This window comes from Peribacillus sp. NPDC097197, assembly GCF_050278025.1.
GTDB lineage: Bacteria > Bacillota > Bacilli > Bacillales > DSM-1321 > Peribacillus.
Genome location: NZ_JBNNST010000003.1, coordinates 141,871 through 158,360, shown reverse-complemented (window position 1 = coordinate 158,360; position 16,490 = coordinate 141,871). Strand labels below are relative to the sequence as shown.

Sequence of the window (16,490 nt, the reverse complement as noted above, 5' to 3'; positions counted from 1 at the left end):
CTTAGAATATCAAAGGAACTAGGATAGATGACCATCTAGAAAAGGGGTATACCCATGACACTTGAGTATAAAGTGAGGAAAAATGTTCTACACCTTACGGATAAGGAAAAAAAGAAATACATCACTGCCGTTTTAGCCTTAAAGGAAAAAGGGATCTATGATCGATATGTCGCCTGGCATTTGGCAGGAGGGGCCTTTCAAACTCCGCCGGGAGGAAATCCAACCACTGAAAGCCCTGCACACAATCATGCTAATCCAAGCGCAAGGAGTGTCGCGGAGAATTTACATGGAACTCATAGAGACCATAGAAGTGCCGCACATATGGGGCCAGCATTCTTGCCATGGCATCGCGATTTCCTTTGGCGCTTTGAACGTGATCTCCAAAAGATTGACCCAAGTGTGACCATTCCATATTGGGATTGGGCGGCGGATTCGGAACTGGAAGATCCGTCTTCATCCCCAGTTTGGGACGATGATTTTATGGGGGGTAACGGAAACAGGAGAAATGACTTTCTTGTCACAGAGGGACCTTTTGCAGCGGGACAGTGGGAAGTCATCGACGAACAGGGGAATCCTGCAGGGGGATTAAGGCGAAACTTTGCTGCAAATGAACCGGTAGCGACCTTACCAACGAAAGCGGATGTGAAGGAAGTGCTGAAGGTCACTCCATATGACTCGCCTCCTTGGAATACGACGAGCACCCCGAGTTTTCGCAATCAACTTGAAGGGTTCATAGATGGACCTCAACTTCATAATCGTGTCCATGGCTGGGTTGGGGGCCATATGGGCTCTGTCCCTACCTCACCGAATGATCCTGTTTTCTTTTTGCATCATGCAAATGTAGACCGGATATGGGTAATGTGGAAAATCCTTAACCGGCAGGAAAGATATTTGCCAAGAAAAGGGGGACCATTCGGCCACAATTTACATGATCCCATGTTTCCATGGGACACGACGCCTAAAGATATGATCAACCATCGGAAGCTTGGGTATATTTATGATATGGAGAGAAAGGCTGTCAAAGGAGAGCATTGATACGAAAAGCGGTAACAAAAAAAACGCGGTGAATACAATCACTGCGTTTTTATAGTGATCAAGCGCTCTCGGAAGAAGGATCCGCTCTCTTTTCTCTCGTGTGTGAAACGTAGCTATGCAGGATCATTCCAAGAATCACGATGAAGATTCCTAACCAGGAAAGGGCGGAAGGAATTGGGAGCGATAAAAATACCAGTTCACCAGCTAAGGCGAATAGGACCTCCATTGATTGTGTCGCTTCAACGGAAGCTAGTTTCTGCATGTTCCCCCGCACCATATCGGTGGCCTTGAAAAACAGGACCGTTGCAATCACACCTGAAAAGAGGGCAACCAAAAGTGATTGGAAACTCTGCATCATCGTTGGCGCCCCAACGGTGAAAAAACCATACAACGAAAGTAAAAGCCAAAACGGCAGGCTTGCCAATGTCATGCCCAACACCCGTTGGTAGGCATCCAAACGTCCCCGAGAAACGTCCATCATTTTACGATTCCCTAGTGGGTAAGCAAAGGAAGCAAGCAGGACCGGAACGATACCCAACAAGAGATTGCTGAATGTAATATGCTTGGTATGCTCCACCTGCATCAATATAATTCCCAACAGAATGATCAAGGACATGCTAAGCCCTTTCAAGGAGATTTTGCCCCTTTGCCTTAGGAGCCCATCCTTTGTTTCAACCATTTCAAAAAATAGCGGGGCGAGTAAAGCACCGGATATGATCGTGACTTGCCAGGTCCCGGCGATTAACCAGCCAGGTGAGTATGCCGAAGCATAGCATAATGGTGCATAAAATAACCCGAACCCAACAAAACTCCAAAGTAGCCAAGTTCCGGGTTGTTCTTTCATCACAAGGAGAAGAGGGCGAAGGTTTTTCCTGCTCAAAACGATACATAGCAGAAAAGGAACCATAAAGATATATCTTAAGGAAGCGCTCCAAATCCAACTGCCACCAGACAATTCCATCGACTGATTGAGAACGAAGGTAAACGCAAAGAAGAGAGCGGAACAAACCCCTATTAAAATCGGTCGCAATCGACTCACCTCTATCTGTTTTTTTGCCACCAACCACATCAAATCGGACGCATGATTCAATGGGTACCATAAAGATGTATACCCAGTTCGGAATAATTATCAGAATATTGAAACCTGATTCTTTGTTAAATTGTCTACCAGTTACCAAATAAAATCAACAACGTTTTCACTAAAATCATGAATCTACCTATTTTCGACAAAATACGACAATGTGTAATTGTTGGTATTTTTGAAGATAATTTGAATAAAAATATATTAATATATAAGAAAAGATAAAAAATACCCTCTTGAAACCTATAAAAATGCCATTATATCAGTGTTTATTCCGTATTTTTCGAATCTTCTAATAGAAGGTAGATAATATATTAAGATACGGTAATTGACGAAATTGGGAAGGGGTGGTATCTTTAATAAGAGAAAAGAATGTCGAATTTTGACGAATATAATAATGCATAATAAATAGTGAGGTAATGACAAATGAAATCTACAGGTATTGTACGTAAAGTTGACGAATTAGGCCGGGTGGTAATTCCAATCGAATTACGCCGTACATTAGGAATTAAAGAGAAGGACGCTTTGGAAATCTATGTAGAACAAGAGCGTATCATTCTTCAAAAATATAAACCGAACATGACTTGTCAAGTAACGGGTGAAACATCTGATGACAATATGAAACTTGCTGGTGGTAAGTTAATCCTTAGCCAAGAAGGCGCTGAACTTCTAATTAAAGAAATTCAAGCTAGCCTTGAAACAGCAAAATAATAGTTTTCAAGTAAAAAAAGTGCAACGGGAAGAAATTACCCGTTGCGCTTTTTTTCTTCTATTAATCTCCTATCATTCTTACTCGAACATAAAAAATGATGTTACCCATAAGAAGAATTCACATTGATAGTTTGCCCGACTTTCGGATTAATCATTTGGATTGATTATGGCTAATATCTGGTGATCTTCCCAGCGCCCCTGTATTTTTACACTTTGTTTTGCGATTCCTTCTTTGTGAAAACCGACCTTTTCCAAAACGCGTATGGAACCTATGTTATGTGGCATAACCCCAGCCTCAATCCTATGTAAACCAATCGTTTCAAAAGCATAATCCACCACCATTTTGGCAGCTTCTGTAGTGTAACCATTCCCATTGTTTTTTTGGTCTAAGTAATAACCCATGGTGGCACTTTGAAGGGGCCCGCGAATAATATGAAACAGGCTGATCGTTCCTATTAACCTATGATTAGTATTCAGGAAGATTCCAAACTCGTAACTACTATTTCCTTTTGACTTATGTCCCGAAGTTATGATTTCCTTTTGTTTTTCTAAAGAATAGTAGTTAGCTGGTTGGTCTGTCGAAAATGGTTCAAAGAACGGCCTATTTTCCACTAGCAATTGTAGTAAATTTTCAGCATCTGATAGTATAAGTTGTCTTACATATATATTTTTACTGGATAACACGATTGACCCCCTTCAGTTAATGGAATATATTTCATTATACACTATCGCTCGGTATACCATAGCAAAGACAAAGATAACCACGGCACGTATCACAGAGGCAATATTTCTACCATGCTACGCCAGTTGGGCCACTTATCCACCATGAACGACTACTCCTTTTTTGGAATCAGGAACTTGCGGAACTAATATAATTAGGGATGAAGGAAGAAAAGTACTTCCTGGAAGTAAGATGGAGATAGCTGCTTCAACAATCCGAAAAAAGGAGCGTGTTATAGTGGCAAAGAAACGTTTTGAGGACATTTATACAGAAGGAAAAATGGCTGTTACTAAAATAATTCGTGATAATGAAACAGGAGTCCTATATATGTTTCATTATGGCGGTCCTACTTCTGGGTTAACGGTTATGGTTGATAAAGATGGAAAACCTTTAGTTGATAAAGACTTTATAGCTGAGTCTGGGACTTCAGTTGAGTAATGGGTCGGCCACTTCCATATGGAGGTGGCTTTTTTCACACATGTCACAAAGAAATATTTAACAGGTGGCTAGATCCATTTATAACGAACACTAAGAAAATAAAATGTACGGGCATTGGAAACTCACTTTCTAAGAATGTAGAAGAGACTTTAGGTAATCCACATGTTCCCGGTCTTTATCAAGAATTCTATGGACTAGATTTAGACTTTCTTCATCTAATTTATCCCTTACTAGGTCCTCACTCATTCTTATTCCATATAGGTTTTCCCCTTTAATGGCATGTTTAATAATCTCTTCCTCTGAATTGTAATTTTCCACTACATTTACAATGCCTGCCTCGATCTTTCCAATGATCCCCTCACTCGTTACAGGTGTACCACCTAGATGCTGAATTCTCTCTGAAATGAGGGTCGCATGATTTTTTTGGTCTTTCTGAATTGAAATGAACGAGTCTTTTAAAGAAGAATGTTGCAGTTTTTCTATAAAACGTTCATAGGCGTGAATGCCCATGTATGTTCCCTGTAAGAATTTATTCAGTATCTTAATCGTTTGTTCTTGATCCAATCGTATCACTCCCTATAGATAATGATCTTAGTATGCGCTGTACAAATGAAAATTATCTGCATACTAAAAGGGGCCTGAAATTGGCCCCTTTTAGTAGATCACTCGAAATGTTAGATGGAATAATGATAAAAAAAGTTCGATTCTTTTACGAATCCAAATCTCTCATAAAGCCTTTGCGCAGTAACATTCTCCTTACCGGTCTCAAGGGATACCCCATTTGCTCCCGATTCTTTTGCAAAATCGACGGCGGCTTGTAATAAATTCTCACCAATTCCTCTCTTGCGGGCGCTTTCCTTTACGAATAAATCGTTCAAGATCCATGACCGTTTCATGCTTATTGATGAAAAGGAAGGATATAATTGAACAAAACCCAATGAATCGTTACCATCCCTTGCAATGAAGACGACCGATTCCTCGTTCTCTAGTCTTTCTCTTAAAAAATGCTGAGCCCCTTCAAGATTAGAGGGTTGCTCATAGAAAACCCTGTATGAATCAAATAACTCGCTAAGTGAATCAAGCTCTGCCATTGTGGCTTTTTTGATGACCATGCATGAAACCTCCAATTATATTCCGAATAATCCAATAATACCATTCAGGAACGCCTATTGTTCATTTTATTACTAGTCAAATGAATTCAGTTTCCCAAAAAAAGTGCTCTATGAGATCGCGAAGTTTTCTTTTATGAAGTCTCGGAATTTTGGATTGGTTAGGATTTGAAGTTGGAAATCATTTAGACTTCGGGTAAGCTTTTCTTGGTTCATGGAGGATAGATTATTTGAAAAAAGGGCGAGCTCTGTCCTATTTCCGTCTCTATCTGTTGCGTACATGGCCACCGTTAGAACGAAAGCGGTCGATCCTTCCTTTTGACCAGCATGTAAAAGCCATTTGCGATTACTGGGATTCTTCATCAATTGCTCCATGATGGGATCAAGGTGTTCATGAACATGTTGATCAAGATCCATCTTATTGTTTAATATCTTCATGATTGATACATAGTCTTTTGTAGTGGATCGTGACAAACGATCAGACCAAATTTTTTGAAAATCAAGAGACAGCAGTTTCGTTGCTTCTTTCTTCTCTTGTTCTGTAGGTGGTTTGCTTTTCCATCGCTCATTTATGGCAAGTGCCCAACTTCGGTACTCTGTCATTTCCATCTTTTCCATCGCATGAAGTGTCTCTTTTCTTGTGAATTTCTTTTCTTTCATGAGAGTGCTGGGTATGAAAAGGGAAGCGCTAATCGGATACAGGGGTTCGTGGTTCGGGATTCCTAAGCTTTTTGGGACGGAATTGATGCTATCCAGCCCTAGAAGGTTCATTAAATAATCTGTATTCGCATTAGAACTGTAGGCAATCATTCCATTCACGACCTCGCATAAAGGAACGTTCCCGCTCGTTCCTACCTGTGAAAGCCAGGCTTCATGTGCACCACCATCTGTTTTGGGTATGTAAAATTTCTCGATGTCCGCTATTTGCACTTTTTGATCAGGATCCATTAATCCTTCCGCAGCCTGTTGAGCGTATTCAATGGCCATGATGATTTTAACGGTGCTTGCTAATGGAAGCTGCACGGTTGAGTTAACCTCGGCAATCTTCTCATCATTATGATGGATGAATAAAGAAATATCTTTGCTCTCAGCATACTTTTTAATGAAATGAACGATATAGTCAGGGTTTGCCTCATATCTGGCCTTCATAAACTTCCAGAATCCAATTCCTGCAACCAGGCTGGGAAGTAGTAATTTTCCCCTATTAAATAGAATATTCCTCTTCAAAGAATCACGCCCCTACCTCGATTTCCTTTTTCTGTATATACGATTGTTAAAAGGGAAGGTTTCAAGTTTTCTGAATAAATTTACCATATATATCCTTTTTGAATTAAAAGATGATAGATTACACGATTTTCATTTTAATTCCGTTTTCCTTTAAGATATGGACTATATAACTATAAAAAAGAGTTGTATTAGTCATTGACAATGTTATTTTGGGTATATAGTATTGTTATGTGGAAAAATTAGGTGCCTGCTATTATCAAGCATGTTGCTTATCCTAAATGGCGATTTACTTTAAGGGACAATCAAGCCAACACGTAATCAAAAAGGGGAAATCATAATGGGGAATTCACCAACTGTTAAAAGGGAAAAAAAGCACAGAAGAATCTCGATCCGGGTAAAGTGGATGTTTTTTATTTGTCTATCCATTTTTCTGGCGATGGGTGTTTCTGTTTCAATAATGGCCTTCCAGGTTTCCAATGTGTTCAAGGAAGATAGTGTTGCCACAAATCAAAGCGCAGCCCAAAATGCTGTATCACAGATTAGCGCGGATTTGAAAGTCTATGAAGATTCAATAAATCAATTATCACAATTGGTATCGATCCATCTAAAGGATGGGGATTCACTGAAAGATATTCAGAGAACCATTGAATCTTTTCAACTGAACAATGAACACTTGCTATCGGCTTATTATATGGACGGTACGGACGGATCATTATACGCATCTCCTAAAATGGAATTTAAGGGAGATGCTCGAGAAACCGTAACGTATACGCAGCTATCGGAAAACCCGAAAACAAAATGGATGGATGTGTACCAAGATATCGTGAATGGCAGTATCATGACTTCCGTGGTCACGCCTTTTTTGGAAAATGGGAAAATGGTAGGGGCATTAGGCTATGATATTGATTTATCTACCATCGGAAAGATGCGTACGGAAATTGAGAGGCATTCTGATGGTAACCTTGTGATCCTTGATTCGCAAGGCATTATCGTAAGTTCGTTCATGAAGGAAATGGACGGCAAGAATATGAATCCAAATCAAAGTGGGAAGGTCGAAGGAGTGGGGGACCTAGTAACGGATGCGGATCAATTCAATTCCAAGTTCAAGTGGGTTTCGGACATGTACGATGGGTCGAAGCAAACAGCCCAGACGTTAGAGTGGAAAGACCAACAGTATACGGGTGAAGTGAATTCGGTTCCTGACGTGAACTGGAAAGTGGTGGCTTTGACATCGGATGAAGTTTTGCAAGGTAAGTTGCTTGATATTAATCGGACTGTATTCGTCTCTTTGGTTTTTGGTGTATTGATGGGTATCGTATGTGCCATTTATTTATCAGGAAAGTTGAAAAAGCTGATATCGGATCTTCGACATGTCATGAAGAAGACAGCGAGCGGGGATTTAGTAACCGAATTTCACCATGCCTCGAATGATGAGATGGGCGACTTATCCAAAAGTTATAATATCATGTTAAGTAAATTAAGAGAATTGATTAACGATGTGAAAGGAAATACGAATGCTGTAACGGAGGCAACTGCAGGATTGAGCCAGATTGCGATGGAAAATAGTACATCCATTACTGAGGTTTCACGTGCCGTGGAAGAAATTGCAGCAGGGGCAGCCAGTCAATCCGAATCGGTAGAAGAAGGAGCCCATACGATTCAATTGCTCAGTGATGAAATCGATGGACTATCCAAGTTATCGGATAGGACACAAAACGTTTTGGAGACGGCTTCGGAAAAAATCGAGTCAGGGAAGGAACAAGTCAACGAGTTGGAAGCGTCTTATCAAAAATTGGAGACAGCTTTTTCAGCCGTGACAAGCATGAGTTTGAGTCTTGTGGAGAAATCAAAAACCATTTCGAATGTGACGAATACGATTTCCCAGATTTCAGAGCAAACCAACTTATTATCCTTGAATGCCTCCATAGAAGCTGCAAGGGCGGGCGAATCCGGAAAAGGGTTTGCGGTCGTGGCGAATGAGGTTCGCAGCTTAGCCGAGGAATCGAAAGAAGCAACAAAAAACATCCAGGACATCATACACAGCATTTTTTCAGACACGGAAATGCTACTGAAGACGACCAATGAAACGAATCAAATTAGTGCGAACCAAAAAAGTGCAGTCATGACGGTAAGCAAGGCCATGAAGGAACTTGAGGACTCAGTTCGTAAAATATCCTATTCATTTGTTGAAGAAACCCAGTCCATATCATCGATTAATCAACAAAAAGAAACGGTTGTGAAAATGATGGAGGAAATAACTGCGGTCTCTCAGCAAACATCTGCTTCTTCAGAAGAAATTGCATCATCCATGGAGGAACAAGCCGCTTCGTCCAATGAGCTTGCAAAATATACAGAACATGTCACGCAATTGATTGATGACCTAGAGCATACATTGAAAGGGTTTCATATAAAGGAATAAACAAAAAGGGAAACCATCCATCTGGTTTCCCTTTTTGTTTTTTTACTGTAGAGGTGATACTAACGGATTTGGATGATTGATTAAAAAGCCATTGTCTTGAAAATCAATTTCGGTTTGATCCGTGAAACGGGCATCCGAAGGGTTCATTAAAAGCTTTATCCCATCTATAACTAGTACTTCCTCTAATTCGGTCTTATGACGCACAAGGTTCAAATAATAGTTCATCTGGTTGCAGCAAGAACTGGTTACCCCAAACCGTAAATATGTTTCCTCTTCCATATTCCGTTGCATCTCTTTAATGACTTCCTGGGCCTTTTTAGTGATGGTTATCAAGTTGTTCACTCCCAATGTTTAGACACTGCCTCATAAGTTAAGCGCAGTCATATATTCACTCTATCATGTTCGTGGCAAGAGTAATAACATTTTCTCTTGGATAACAATATTTCACAGCCCTTTTTTAGAATCCTTCCTTTTTCAAGGCCATTCTTACTGTTTTGAGGACATGTCCATCGAAGTCATCATCAAACTGAGAAACAACTTCAAAGCCTTTTGCCCGGTAAAAGGCTGTCCCCGATTCATTTTTTTCCTCAACGTTTATAAAAAGCTCATTCCAACCTTTGGAGTGGTCGATTCCTGTTTGCAATAAGGCTGTACCCATACCTTTTCCTTGAAACTCCGGATGAAAGTAAATCGCCACCAGTTCGACTTCTCCACCTTCCTTTACAGGAGAAAAGTCGGCAAATCCCACAATCCTTTCAGCCACTTCGACCACGAAAACAAAAGAGTGTTCAACCCTCTTTTTCATCATCTCGTCACTATAGGCCACATCTAAAAAACGTTCCTGGATGGCAAGGGGGATAATTCCTTCGTACGTACTATGCCAACTTGTCTTCGCGACATGCTGGACTTGTGGGATGTCGCCGACTTGCATGCTACGGATGGTGAATTCCATGTCAATCAACCTTTCTGGTTTCCAGTTTTTTTCTGAAAATTATAGCAGATTTCTCTTTTTAAACAAGGAAATTCAAAAACATGGTGGGCATGAGTCTAGGAAGTATTTCGTTAGGCCCTTTTCCATAGGAGACATGTTCACTAAAGTGGCAAAGGCACAATTTAGTGGACGTGGTTACTTGTCCCGCTCCTTATACCTAATGACGAATATATATATAAGAATCGGACAAGTAGGGTCCAATGGCACAAGGCCCAAAAAGGGGAGAACATCATGCATTTTGAAATCGGGGTGACCATTTTTGTCTTCGTCATGACAATGGTTGTCATACTATGGAGACCACGAGGGCTAAACGAAGCTTGGCCAGCTTCATTTGGCGCGGCAATCATATTGCTTACTGGCATAGTATCACGTGGGGATGTAATGGATATCATCGGTAAAATCGGGGGTGCCTCCATCACCATCATGGCAACGCTTGTCATGGCAGTCATACTGGAGAGTTTCGGATTCTTTCATTGGGCTGCTGCGAGACTTGTAACCCTTGCAAAAGGCTCCGGATATCGTTTGTATTGGTACATTCAATTATTATGTTTTTTAATGACGCTTTTATTTAATAACGATGGGAGCATCATGATCACGACACCCATCCTCATATTACTTTTAAAAAATCTTCGAATGAAGAAACACGAAACCATTTCATATCTCTTGAGTGGGGCCTTGATAGCCACTGCATCCAGCGCACCCATTGGAGTTAGTAACATCGTCAATTTGATTGCCTTGAAAATCGTCGATATGACGCTTTATATGCATACAGCCATGATGTTCGTACCTGCAACATTGGGGCTGTTATTCATGTCATGGTTGATGTTCATGGTCATCAAGAAAGATTTGCCTAAAAAATTGCCCTCCCATTCCTATGACATTGAGGAACGATTTTTCACTAAAAATTTTCATCCGTTAAAAGAGAATACGACGGTGGAAACAAAGAGGCAACGTACAATGTTCATGTTCAAGATCCTGACCTATGTCTTCATTGTCCGCTGTTTATTATTCGTGGCTTCTTATCTATCGATCCCTATAGAGTGGGTTGCGGTAATGGGGTCATTATCATTGCTGATTTGGAGATGGTATCACCTACGTACGAGTCCCGTAGATATTTTGAAGAAGACTCCATGGCATATTCTTATCTTTGCGTTCTCCATGTATATCATCATTTTTGGTCTTCAGAATGCAGGGCTTACAGCCATCCTTGTTCAAATCTGTGAACCGATTGTCAACAAAGGATTATTAAGTGCGAGTTTGGTGATGGGAGGGCTTGTTTCGGTCCTATCGAACATTTTCAATAATCATCCAGCCCTAATGATCGGGACCATTACGTTGACGGAAATGGGGTTAGATCCCATCACGTTAAAGACCATTTATCTAGCCAATATAATAGGAAGTGACATGGGCTCCTTGCTATTGCCCATCGGTACACTTGCCTCCTTGATCTGGATGCATATCCTGAAACAAAATAAAGTGAAAATCACATGGAAAGAGTATGTGAACGTTACCGTACGAGTCATTCCATTGGCTACGGTGGTGACATTGCTTTTACTATTTTATTGGGTCCATTTGGTCTTTTACTAATGAAACCCCAGGAGGAGTGACAAATGAGTGATGCTTCAGCATTACTTGGAAAACAAATTGAACTTCAACTCATTGGTCATAATCTGTTTACAGGCGTTCTTACAGACCTTAGTTCAGATATGCTCGTGTTATTTACTGAACAGCGGTTTTTCTATTTTCCAATATTGCATGTCCGTCGCTTAAACCTGAGTACAGATAGCCAGAAGAATTCCGACATATCACCCCCTATAGGGTTTTATATAGCGGAAGAAAAAACGGATATGTCCTATCGTAAAGTGTTGATGTATGCGAAAGGCATCTTTTCGGAAATCTATGTAACTGGGAAAATATCTCTACATGGTTATATAATGAATGTTTTCAACGATTACTTTACTTTCTACTCTCCGGTATATAAGCTCATGTATATTTCCCTCCATCATCTTAAATGGCTAACCCCCTATACTCAAGGGGAAAGACCATACTCGCTCACTCATGAACAATTCCCTATAAACCCAACCTCATTACCGCTCTATCGATCCTTGGAAGAACAGCTGAAAACGATCGAAGGAAAGCTCGTTGTTTTTGATGGAGGAGAGGACCCTAAGAGAATGGGGTTACTCAAAAATTCGGAAAATAGCATGGTTGAATTGGTTACGGCCAAAGGAGAACGTATATATTTAAACCTGACGCAAATTCAAACGGTGCATGTTCCATAAAAAGGAGAAGCCAGAATACCGGCCTCTCCCTTTTTTGTTTATAAAAAGGGTAGGCTGCCCCTTTTAGAAAACAAGCTCTTTTTTTGTTCTTCCGCCGTTATATTAGAAAAACTTTCTGGCTAGATAAATCTTATTAACTAGGCACTAAGTCCTTTCTTGATTTAGTATATAAATATATGAGTATAATATACTATTTAAATGTGTCATTTTTGTTAAAAAAGGATTAATATATATAAATTTTTTGTCATATATAGTCTAAAGGATATATAAGTATCACCGATATTATTGGAGAAAGTAAGTAAAAAGTCTCATTCTAATAAACTGATATATAGGATTACCAATAATCTGGAACTGCTCTATGTATGTATTTCCAGTCATAAAGGAAGGGTTCAAAATGAGAAGAAAATTATTAGTCAGCATGCTGCTTTTATTACTAGTCATGGTTGGAGTGACCTTTACACCTGGTACAAAAGTTGATGCAGCAGATCGGATTCATACAGTTTCCTCGCAAGAAACGGTAGAATCCATTGCATCGATTTATAATATAACGCCAGAACAATTGATGAATATCAATGGTTTACCGGATACCCAGTTATATGTAGGACAAAAACTTAAAATCATACAGACAGCATATACTCCTTCCATCTATCAGTGGGCGGAGAGAGGGAAACGAATTGCCAACTATGCAAAAACATTTGTTGGATTCAAAAAAACAGCAGGAGAAGAGACCCCTTCTAAAGGCTTTGATTCGAGTGGATTGGTTCATTGGGCCCTTTCTCAGCAGAATGTGGCTGTGGATCGTTTAACCGTAGACGGATTTTATAAACTTGGGATGGAAACGGCTGTTCCTAAGGCGGGAGACATCATCTTTTTCCTTGAAAAAGACACATCAAAAGTGGTGACGGCAGGGATTTATCTAGGAAAAGACAAATTCGTCAATTCTGGATATGGTGCAGAAACAGTTCAAATAAGAAATAGTACGGAAAAGTACTTTGCTAAATATCAAGTTATCTATAAAACGTATACACCTAAAGGGGAACATATCGTACAACCGGGTGAAACGCTAAGTAGCATTTCAAACAATTACAGCATTCACATGAACTCCATCAAAAAACGTAATGCTTTACCGACTAATGAAGTGATGGAAGGTCAATACCTTCAAATATACAGTGATCTTCTATTCCCGTTCTATGAAGGACAAGAAACAGCATATGACAATGCATACGATGTAATCAGATATGCTTATACTTTACGAGGGTTCACGTATGTTTTCAGTGGGGCTGATCCGCTAACGGGAATGGATTGCAGTGGATTCATTTACTGGGCCATGAAGGAGCAGGGGATTTCCATAAAACGTAGCTCTGCTGCTGACTACTATGAGTGGTTGCCGGCTATATCAGAACCAAAAGCGGGCGATTTAGTCTTCTTTAGGGATACAGGTACAAGACAAGGTGTAACCCATGTAGGGATCTATCTTGGGAATGGGCGTTTTATCCATACAACCGAGAAAGCCGGTGTCCATATATCTGACCTTTCTTCCGGGTATTTTGCCCAGAAGTTCGAAAGCTATGGCCAAGTACAACTTATCATGAATTAAATGCAAGAGACAGGATAGAGGGGGCTTGAAACTGGCCCTATCTATCTTCTTTTTTATATCCTCTTTTTCAATGAAGTTTTTCAGAGTTGAATGACCTTTATTATGAAAATGAGGCTTATGCGATAAATTTTTTTTTGTGTAGAAGTCACAGAATAATATTATGACTCAAAGGATGTGGGTATTTATCGAAAAAGAAGTAGTGGAGGGAGGGGACTTGAAACAATCTTTTAGACCCCCAAGAAGGCTCCTCTGAGGGTTGAAAGATTGTTTTAATCATAAGTGTGGAAGATGCAGGACAAGCTCCTGATAAGTGATCAAGCCATTCCAATCGCCGCACTAGAATTGCTTTTTATTCAGATTAAGCATGTAGTGAATGGTGGCTTTCTCCACAGCGGTAATAAATTGATTCAACACTTCGGTCTGGTTATGCCTGTTTGTCCTCTTAAGGTCACTGTCTAGGAAAAAATGTTTTCGTAAAGTCCTGGATATTTCCAATTGTACGCCAGCGCCGGTTTTGCAACGGTTGGTAATATTGTTTTCATTCATCCCCAACAGATGCTTCGGTGCTTCAGCTGTTTGAAATCCAGCTTCCTTTAAGGCTACTTGTATCACATGTTTATAGGTCTCGTTCCTGCCACCCATATAGATTAACGCTTCATTGGAATCGCGATAACCATGTATGGAGAGGATTGTTTTTGCGTTATTTGCCATCAGTATGGCGGTTGGCTCATCGAAGGAGGTGGAGGTGATGTGCAGTTTGCTGTTATCCCTTCGTTTATGTCCTTCAAATAGATACGTACTTGAATGGAGTCTTTCTCCAAGGGCAAAGGCTACTTCACTAGTTCCCGGTTCTATATTGCCGCCATGGATCGCAAAAATCGCTATTTCTGGATTACGATGAAAAGCCGTAATGCTATAATCGGTGTTTTCTTTTTCATTCTGCTGCAGTTCCGCAAAACTTGAGTATCCATTCTCCATCCTATATGCCTCCTCGTCCTGCAATCTCCTTGTATTGTATAACCATTGAAAAACAGGTTGAACCCTCATGAGGTTCAACCTGTTTTTTTACTCTTGGATATTTGTATACTGTTCTATTTTCTTTTGTTCATCGGGAGTCAGTGTTTCAGACCGTTTGAACGTATTCATTGTTACAAGCAGGACTGCTATCAGAACAACAGGGATAACCCAGCTTACTACTTTTTTTAATATCTTCATTTTCTCGTCCCCTTATAGATCTATAAAAATTTAGATGTTTTCAAGATGTATAGGCGTTTTCTTTATTGCTGTGCTTGCCAACTGCCATTTCTCCGAGGATCGGCTGCACCTGATAACCGACCGTTCTTTTCATTTCTAACGAGTACCTGTACGCCACCATAGAACACAGGGGCGACTTTTTGTACGACATTGTAACCGGCTCTTTCTAATGCAGAGGTTGTTTCAGGCGAAGGCCGGTATTCTGTATAGATGGTATTACCATCAAATACGAATCGATTGCGGTCTATGATATTCTGGAACGTATCCTCACCTTCTGTATATGAATACAGGACCTGCATGAGCACTTGCGGTATCCTATCACCACCGGGCGAACCGATTCCGATTGTCTTTTCCCCTTGTTTTTTAAGAATGGTAGGAGCGGTAAAGGTCCTTGAGCGTTTATGCTCATCGATTTTATTCAGGCCAGAACGGAAGTTTTTCAATTGGTCATTCAAGAAAAAGCCGTTCGTATAGGCACCGGAACCAAAAAAGTTACTGAGTGTATTGGTCGTAGAAACGACTGTGCCATACTTATCCATGACGACGAAATGCGTCGTGCTTTCATGTTCTTCAGACTGGAACTCTACATTTGACCAATCACCTTTATTTATCTCTTTTTTCAGGTTGTCCAAATGAAGGGGAGATACTAATTGTTCAGCTTTGTCTGCGCTGATTCCGTCCCCGGTATAGTTAATTCGATCTTTATAGGAGGCGTTGGTAATGGCTCCCAGTAACTCCATATAATCTGCCTTATTTGAAGCATTGCTTAAGTCGACTTCTTCAGCGAGATTTAACATTTCAAGGACGGTTATCCCTGAAAAGGGAGGGGGAGCGGTCCAAACATCATATCCGGCGAACTTGCCTTGGACGGGCTCCCGTTCTTTTACTTCATAATGCTTTAAGTCCATTAAGTCTACATCTGTTCTTTTTTTGATATTCCGTGCGATGTTCCCTTTATAAAACCCATCGGGCCCTTTTTGCTGAATCAGTTTCAATGTGTCAGCAAGATCTTCTTGTTCTAAAATCTTTCCTGGTTCAATCGAATCGTCATCAGGATAAAACAAGAGAGTTTTCTCTGAATAAATTCTTGCTTTGGCTGCCTTTAGGCGGGAGGCCAACATTTTATCGACTTCAAATCCTTCTTCAGCCAGGTCGATGGCCGGCTGAAGAAGGTCTTCCATCGGAATGGTTCCGTATTTATCATGGACAGCTTGCATCCCGGCTACAAAACCCGGGACACCGGTATTATGTCTCAAATTTGAACGTTCAGGAGCCGTTTCACGATAATCAATAAAATTAGGTTTCTCAGATTCGGATACAATCAGCATTCCGCCGCCGCCGCCAATTCCAGATCCAAAGGGTTCAGTTACACCCAATGCATAAGAAACGGCAATCGACGCATCGGCCGCTGTTCCACCTTTATCTAAAATATTCATCCCCACTTCTACGGCGATAGGGTTGGAAGAGCTAACTCCATATGATTTATCATTTAAAGATTCATTGGTATCATGCGTGTCAGAAAGAGGGTCAGTTTTTGAACATCCTGCTATAAAAATGAGCAAACAAAGGGAAAGGAGTACTTTCCGTGTGAAAGGATAAAACACTGATTGATCGCCTCTTTTCGG

General features: G+C 40.5%; 18 protein-coding genes. 8 read left to right on the top strand and 10 right to left on the bottom strand.

Going from position 1 to position 16,490, the window contains the following annotated elements:
• Positions 1 to 54 precede the first annotated feature (54 nt).
• Positions 55 to 1,035: a tyrosinase family protein gene (locus ACQKL6_RS05405; RefSeq protein WP_402986761.1), complete on the top strand. Its 981-nt coding sequence runs from the start codon at positions 55 to 57 to the stop codon at positions 1,033 to 1,035.
• Between the two features lie 58 nt (positions 1,036 to 1,093).
• Here ACQKL6_RS05405 and ACQKL6_RS05400 read toward each other — a convergent pair whose 3' ends face one another.
• A complete protein-coding gene (locus tag ACQKL6_RS05400; RefSeq protein ID WP_427590695.1) occupies positions 1,094 to 2,065 on the bottom strand; it encodes a DMT family transporter in 972 nt (323 codons plus the stop codon).
• A gap of 477 nt (positions 2,066 to 2,542) precedes the next feature.
• Between ACQKL6_RS05400 and ACQKL6_RS05395 the strand changes: the two genes are divergently transcribed.
• A complete protein-coding gene (locus ACQKL6_RS05395; RefSeq protein ID WP_402873851.1) occupies positions 2,543 to 2,827 on the top strand; it encodes an AbrB/MazE/SpoVT family DNA-binding domain-containing protein in 285 nt (94 codons plus the stop codon).
• Between the two features lie 147 nt (positions 2,828 to 2,974).
• On the opposite strand, the gene ACQKL6_RS05390 is transcribed toward ACQKL6_RS05395, so the two are convergent.
• Complete coding sequence (locus ACQKL6_RS05390; RefSeq protein ID WP_402873854.1) at positions 2,975 to 3,511, bottom strand: GNAT family N-acetyltransferase; 537 nt, start codon at positions 3,509 to 3,511, stop codon at positions 2,975 to 2,977.
• 111 nt (positions 3,512 to 3,622) lie between these two features.
• Here ACQKL6_RS05390 and ACQKL6_RS05385 point away from each other — a divergent pair, with 111 nt between their 5' ends.
• Complete coding sequence (locus ACQKL6_RS05385) at positions 3,623 to 3,697, top strand: hypothetical protein (RefSeq protein WP_402958067.1); 75 nt, start codon at positions 3,623 to 3,625, stop codon at positions 3,695 to 3,697.
• Positions 3,672 to 3,986 (top strand): DUF6440 family protein, encoded by a 315-nt coding sequence (locus tag ACQKL6_RS05380; protein WP_407406795.1) that lies wholly within the window; start codon positions 3,672 to 3,674, stop codon positions 3,984 to 3,986. Before ACQKL6_RS05385 ends, ACQKL6_RS05380 begins: the two co-directional genes overlap by 26 nt.
• Before the next feature lie 129 nt (positions 3,987 to 4,115).
• Here ACQKL6_RS05380 and ACQKL6_RS05375 read toward each other — a convergent pair whose 3' ends face one another.
• From ACQKL6_RS05375 to ACQKL6_RS05365, 3 genes are all read right to left on the bottom strand, one after another.
• Positions 4,116 to 4,550 (bottom strand): DUF2383 domain-containing protein, encoded by a 435-nt coding sequence (locus ACQKL6_RS05375; RefSeq protein ID WP_402957894.1) that lies wholly within the window; start codon positions 4,548 to 4,550, stop codon positions 4,116 to 4,118.
• Between the two features lie 110 nt (positions 4,551 to 4,660).
• Entirely contained in the window at positions 4,661 to 5,098 is a 438-nt protein-coding gene (locus tag ACQKL6_RS05370) for a GNAT family N-acetyltransferase (protein WP_407406793.1), read from the bottom strand.
• A gap of 108 nt (positions 5,099 to 5,206) precedes the next feature.
• Positions 5,207 to 6,322 (bottom strand): serine hydrolase, encoded by a 1,116-nt coding sequence (locus tag ACQKL6_RS05365; RefSeq protein WP_427650720.1) that lies wholly within the window; start codon positions 6,320 to 6,322, stop codon positions 5,207 to 5,209.
• Positions 6,323 to 6,659: 337 nt separating this feature from the next.
• Here ACQKL6_RS05365 and ACQKL6_RS05360 point away from each other — a divergent pair, with 337 nt between their 5' ends.
• Positions 6,660 to 8,741 carry a methyl-accepting chemotaxis protein gene (locus ACQKL6_RS05360; RefSeq protein WP_427650719.1) on the top strand — a complete coding sequence of 694 codons (2,082 nt, stop codon included), beginning with the start codon at positions 6,660 to 6,662 and terminating at the stop codon, positions 8,739 to 8,741.
• A 42-nt stretch (positions 8,742 to 8,783) separates the two neighbouring features.
• Here ACQKL6_RS05360 and ACQKL6_RS05355 read toward each other — a convergent pair whose 3' ends face one another.
• Complete coding sequence (locus ACQKL6_RS05355; protein WP_427650718.1) at positions 8,784 to 9,074, bottom strand: HesB/IscA family protein; 291 nt, start codon at positions 9,072 to 9,074, stop codon at positions 8,784 to 8,786.
• A gap of 124 nt (positions 9,075 to 9,198) precedes the next feature.
• A complete protein-coding gene (locus ACQKL6_RS05350) occupies positions 9,199 to 9,693 on the bottom strand; it encodes an N-acetyltransferase family protein (protein WP_427650717.1) in 495 nt (164 codons plus the stop codon).
• Positions 9,694 to 9,963: 270 nt separating this feature from the next.
• Between ACQKL6_RS05350 and ACQKL6_RS05345 the strand changes: the two genes are divergently transcribed.
• The 3 genes from ACQKL6_RS05345 to ACQKL6_RS05335 all read left to right on the top strand — a co-directional run bounded on the left by ACQKL6_RS05345 (position 9,964) and on the right by ACQKL6_RS05335 (position 13,611).
• Entirely contained in the window at positions 9,964 to 11,319 is a 1,356-nt protein-coding gene (locus tag ACQKL6_RS05345; RefSeq protein ID WP_427650716.1) for an arsenic transporter, read from the top strand.
• Positions 11,320 to 11,342: 23 nt separating this feature from the next.
• Positions 11,343 to 12,014 (top strand): DUF2642 domain-containing protein, encoded by a 672-nt coding sequence (locus tag ACQKL6_RS05340; RefSeq protein WP_427650715.1) that lies wholly within the window; start codon positions 11,343 to 11,345, stop codon positions 12,012 to 12,014.
• Positions 12,015 to 12,408: 394 nt separating this feature from the next.
• Positions 12,409 to 13,611 carry a C40 family peptidase gene (locus tag ACQKL6_RS05335; protein WP_402957882.1) on the top strand — a complete coding sequence of 401 codons (1,203 nt, stop codon included), beginning with the start codon at positions 12,409 to 12,411 and terminating at the stop codon, positions 13,609 to 13,611.
• A gap of 336 nt (positions 13,612 to 13,947) precedes the next feature.
• Here ACQKL6_RS05335 and ACQKL6_RS05330 read toward each other — a convergent pair whose 3' ends face one another.
• From ACQKL6_RS05330 to ACQKL6_RS05320, 3 genes are all read right to left on the bottom strand, one after another.
• Complete coding sequence (locus ACQKL6_RS05330; protein WP_427650714.1) at positions 13,948 to 14,589, bottom strand: poly-gamma-glutamate hydrolase family protein; 642 nt, start codon at positions 14,587 to 14,589, stop codon at positions 13,948 to 13,950.
• Positions 14,590 to 14,676: 87 nt separating this feature from the next.
• Positions 14,677 to 14,826, bottom strand: coding sequence for a CapE family protein (locus ACQKL6_RS05325; protein WP_402957878.1), 150 nt, complete (start codon positions 14,824 to 14,826; stop codon positions 14,677 to 14,679).
• 62 nt (positions 14,827 to 14,888) lie between these two features.
• On the bottom strand, positions 14,889 to 16,469 hold the full coding sequence (locus tag ACQKL6_RS05320; RefSeq protein ID WP_427650713.1) for a gamma-glutamyltransferase family protein: 1,581 nt from the start codon (positions 16,467 to 16,469) through the stop codon (positions 14,889 to 14,891).
• Positions 16,470 to 16,490: the final 21 nt, after the last annotated feature.

Excerpts from the sequence above, each read along its gene's own strand:
- ACQKL6_RS05330 (WP_427650714.1), bottom strand. The coding sequence starts at position 14,589 with ATGGAGAATGGATACTCAAGTTTTGCGGAACTGCAGCAGAATGAAAAA.
- ACQKL6_RS05360 (WP_427650719.1), top strand. The coding sequence starts at position 6,660 with ATGGGGAATTCACCAACTGTTAAAAGGGAAAAAAAGCACAGAAGAATC.
- ACQKL6_RS05370 (WP_407406793.1), bottom strand. The coding sequence starts at position 5,098 with ATGGTCATCAAAAAAGCCACAATGGCAGAGCTTGATTCACTTAGCGAG.
- ACQKL6_RS05405 (WP_402986761.1), top strand. The coding sequence starts at position 55 with ATGACACTTGAGTATAAAGTGAGGAAAAATGTTCTACACCTTACGGAT.
- ACQKL6_RS05345 (WP_427650716.1), top strand. The coding sequence starts at position 9,964 with ATGCATTTTGAAATCGGGGTGACCATTTTTGTCTTCGTCATGACAATG.
- ACQKL6_RS05325 (WP_402957878.1), bottom strand. The coding sequence starts at position 14,826 with ATGAAGATATTAAAAAAAGTAGTAAGCTGGGTTATCCCTGTTGTTCTG.
- ACQKL6_RS05335 (WP_402957882.1), top strand. The coding sequence starts at position 12,409 with ATGAGAAGAAAATTATTAGTCAGCATGCTGCTTTTATTACTAGTCATG.
- ACQKL6_RS05340 (WP_427650715.1), top strand. The coding sequence starts at position 11,343 with ATGAGTGATGCTTCAGCATTACTTGGAAAACAAATTGAACTTCAACTC.
- ACQKL6_RS05395 (WP_402873851.1), top strand. The coding sequence starts at position 2,543 with ATGAAATCTACAGGTATTGTACGTAAAGTTGACGAATTAGGCCGGGTG.
- ACQKL6_RS05350 (WP_427650717.1), bottom strand. The coding sequence starts at position 9,693 with ATGGAATTCACCATCCGTAGCATGCAAGTCGGCGACATCCCACAAGTC.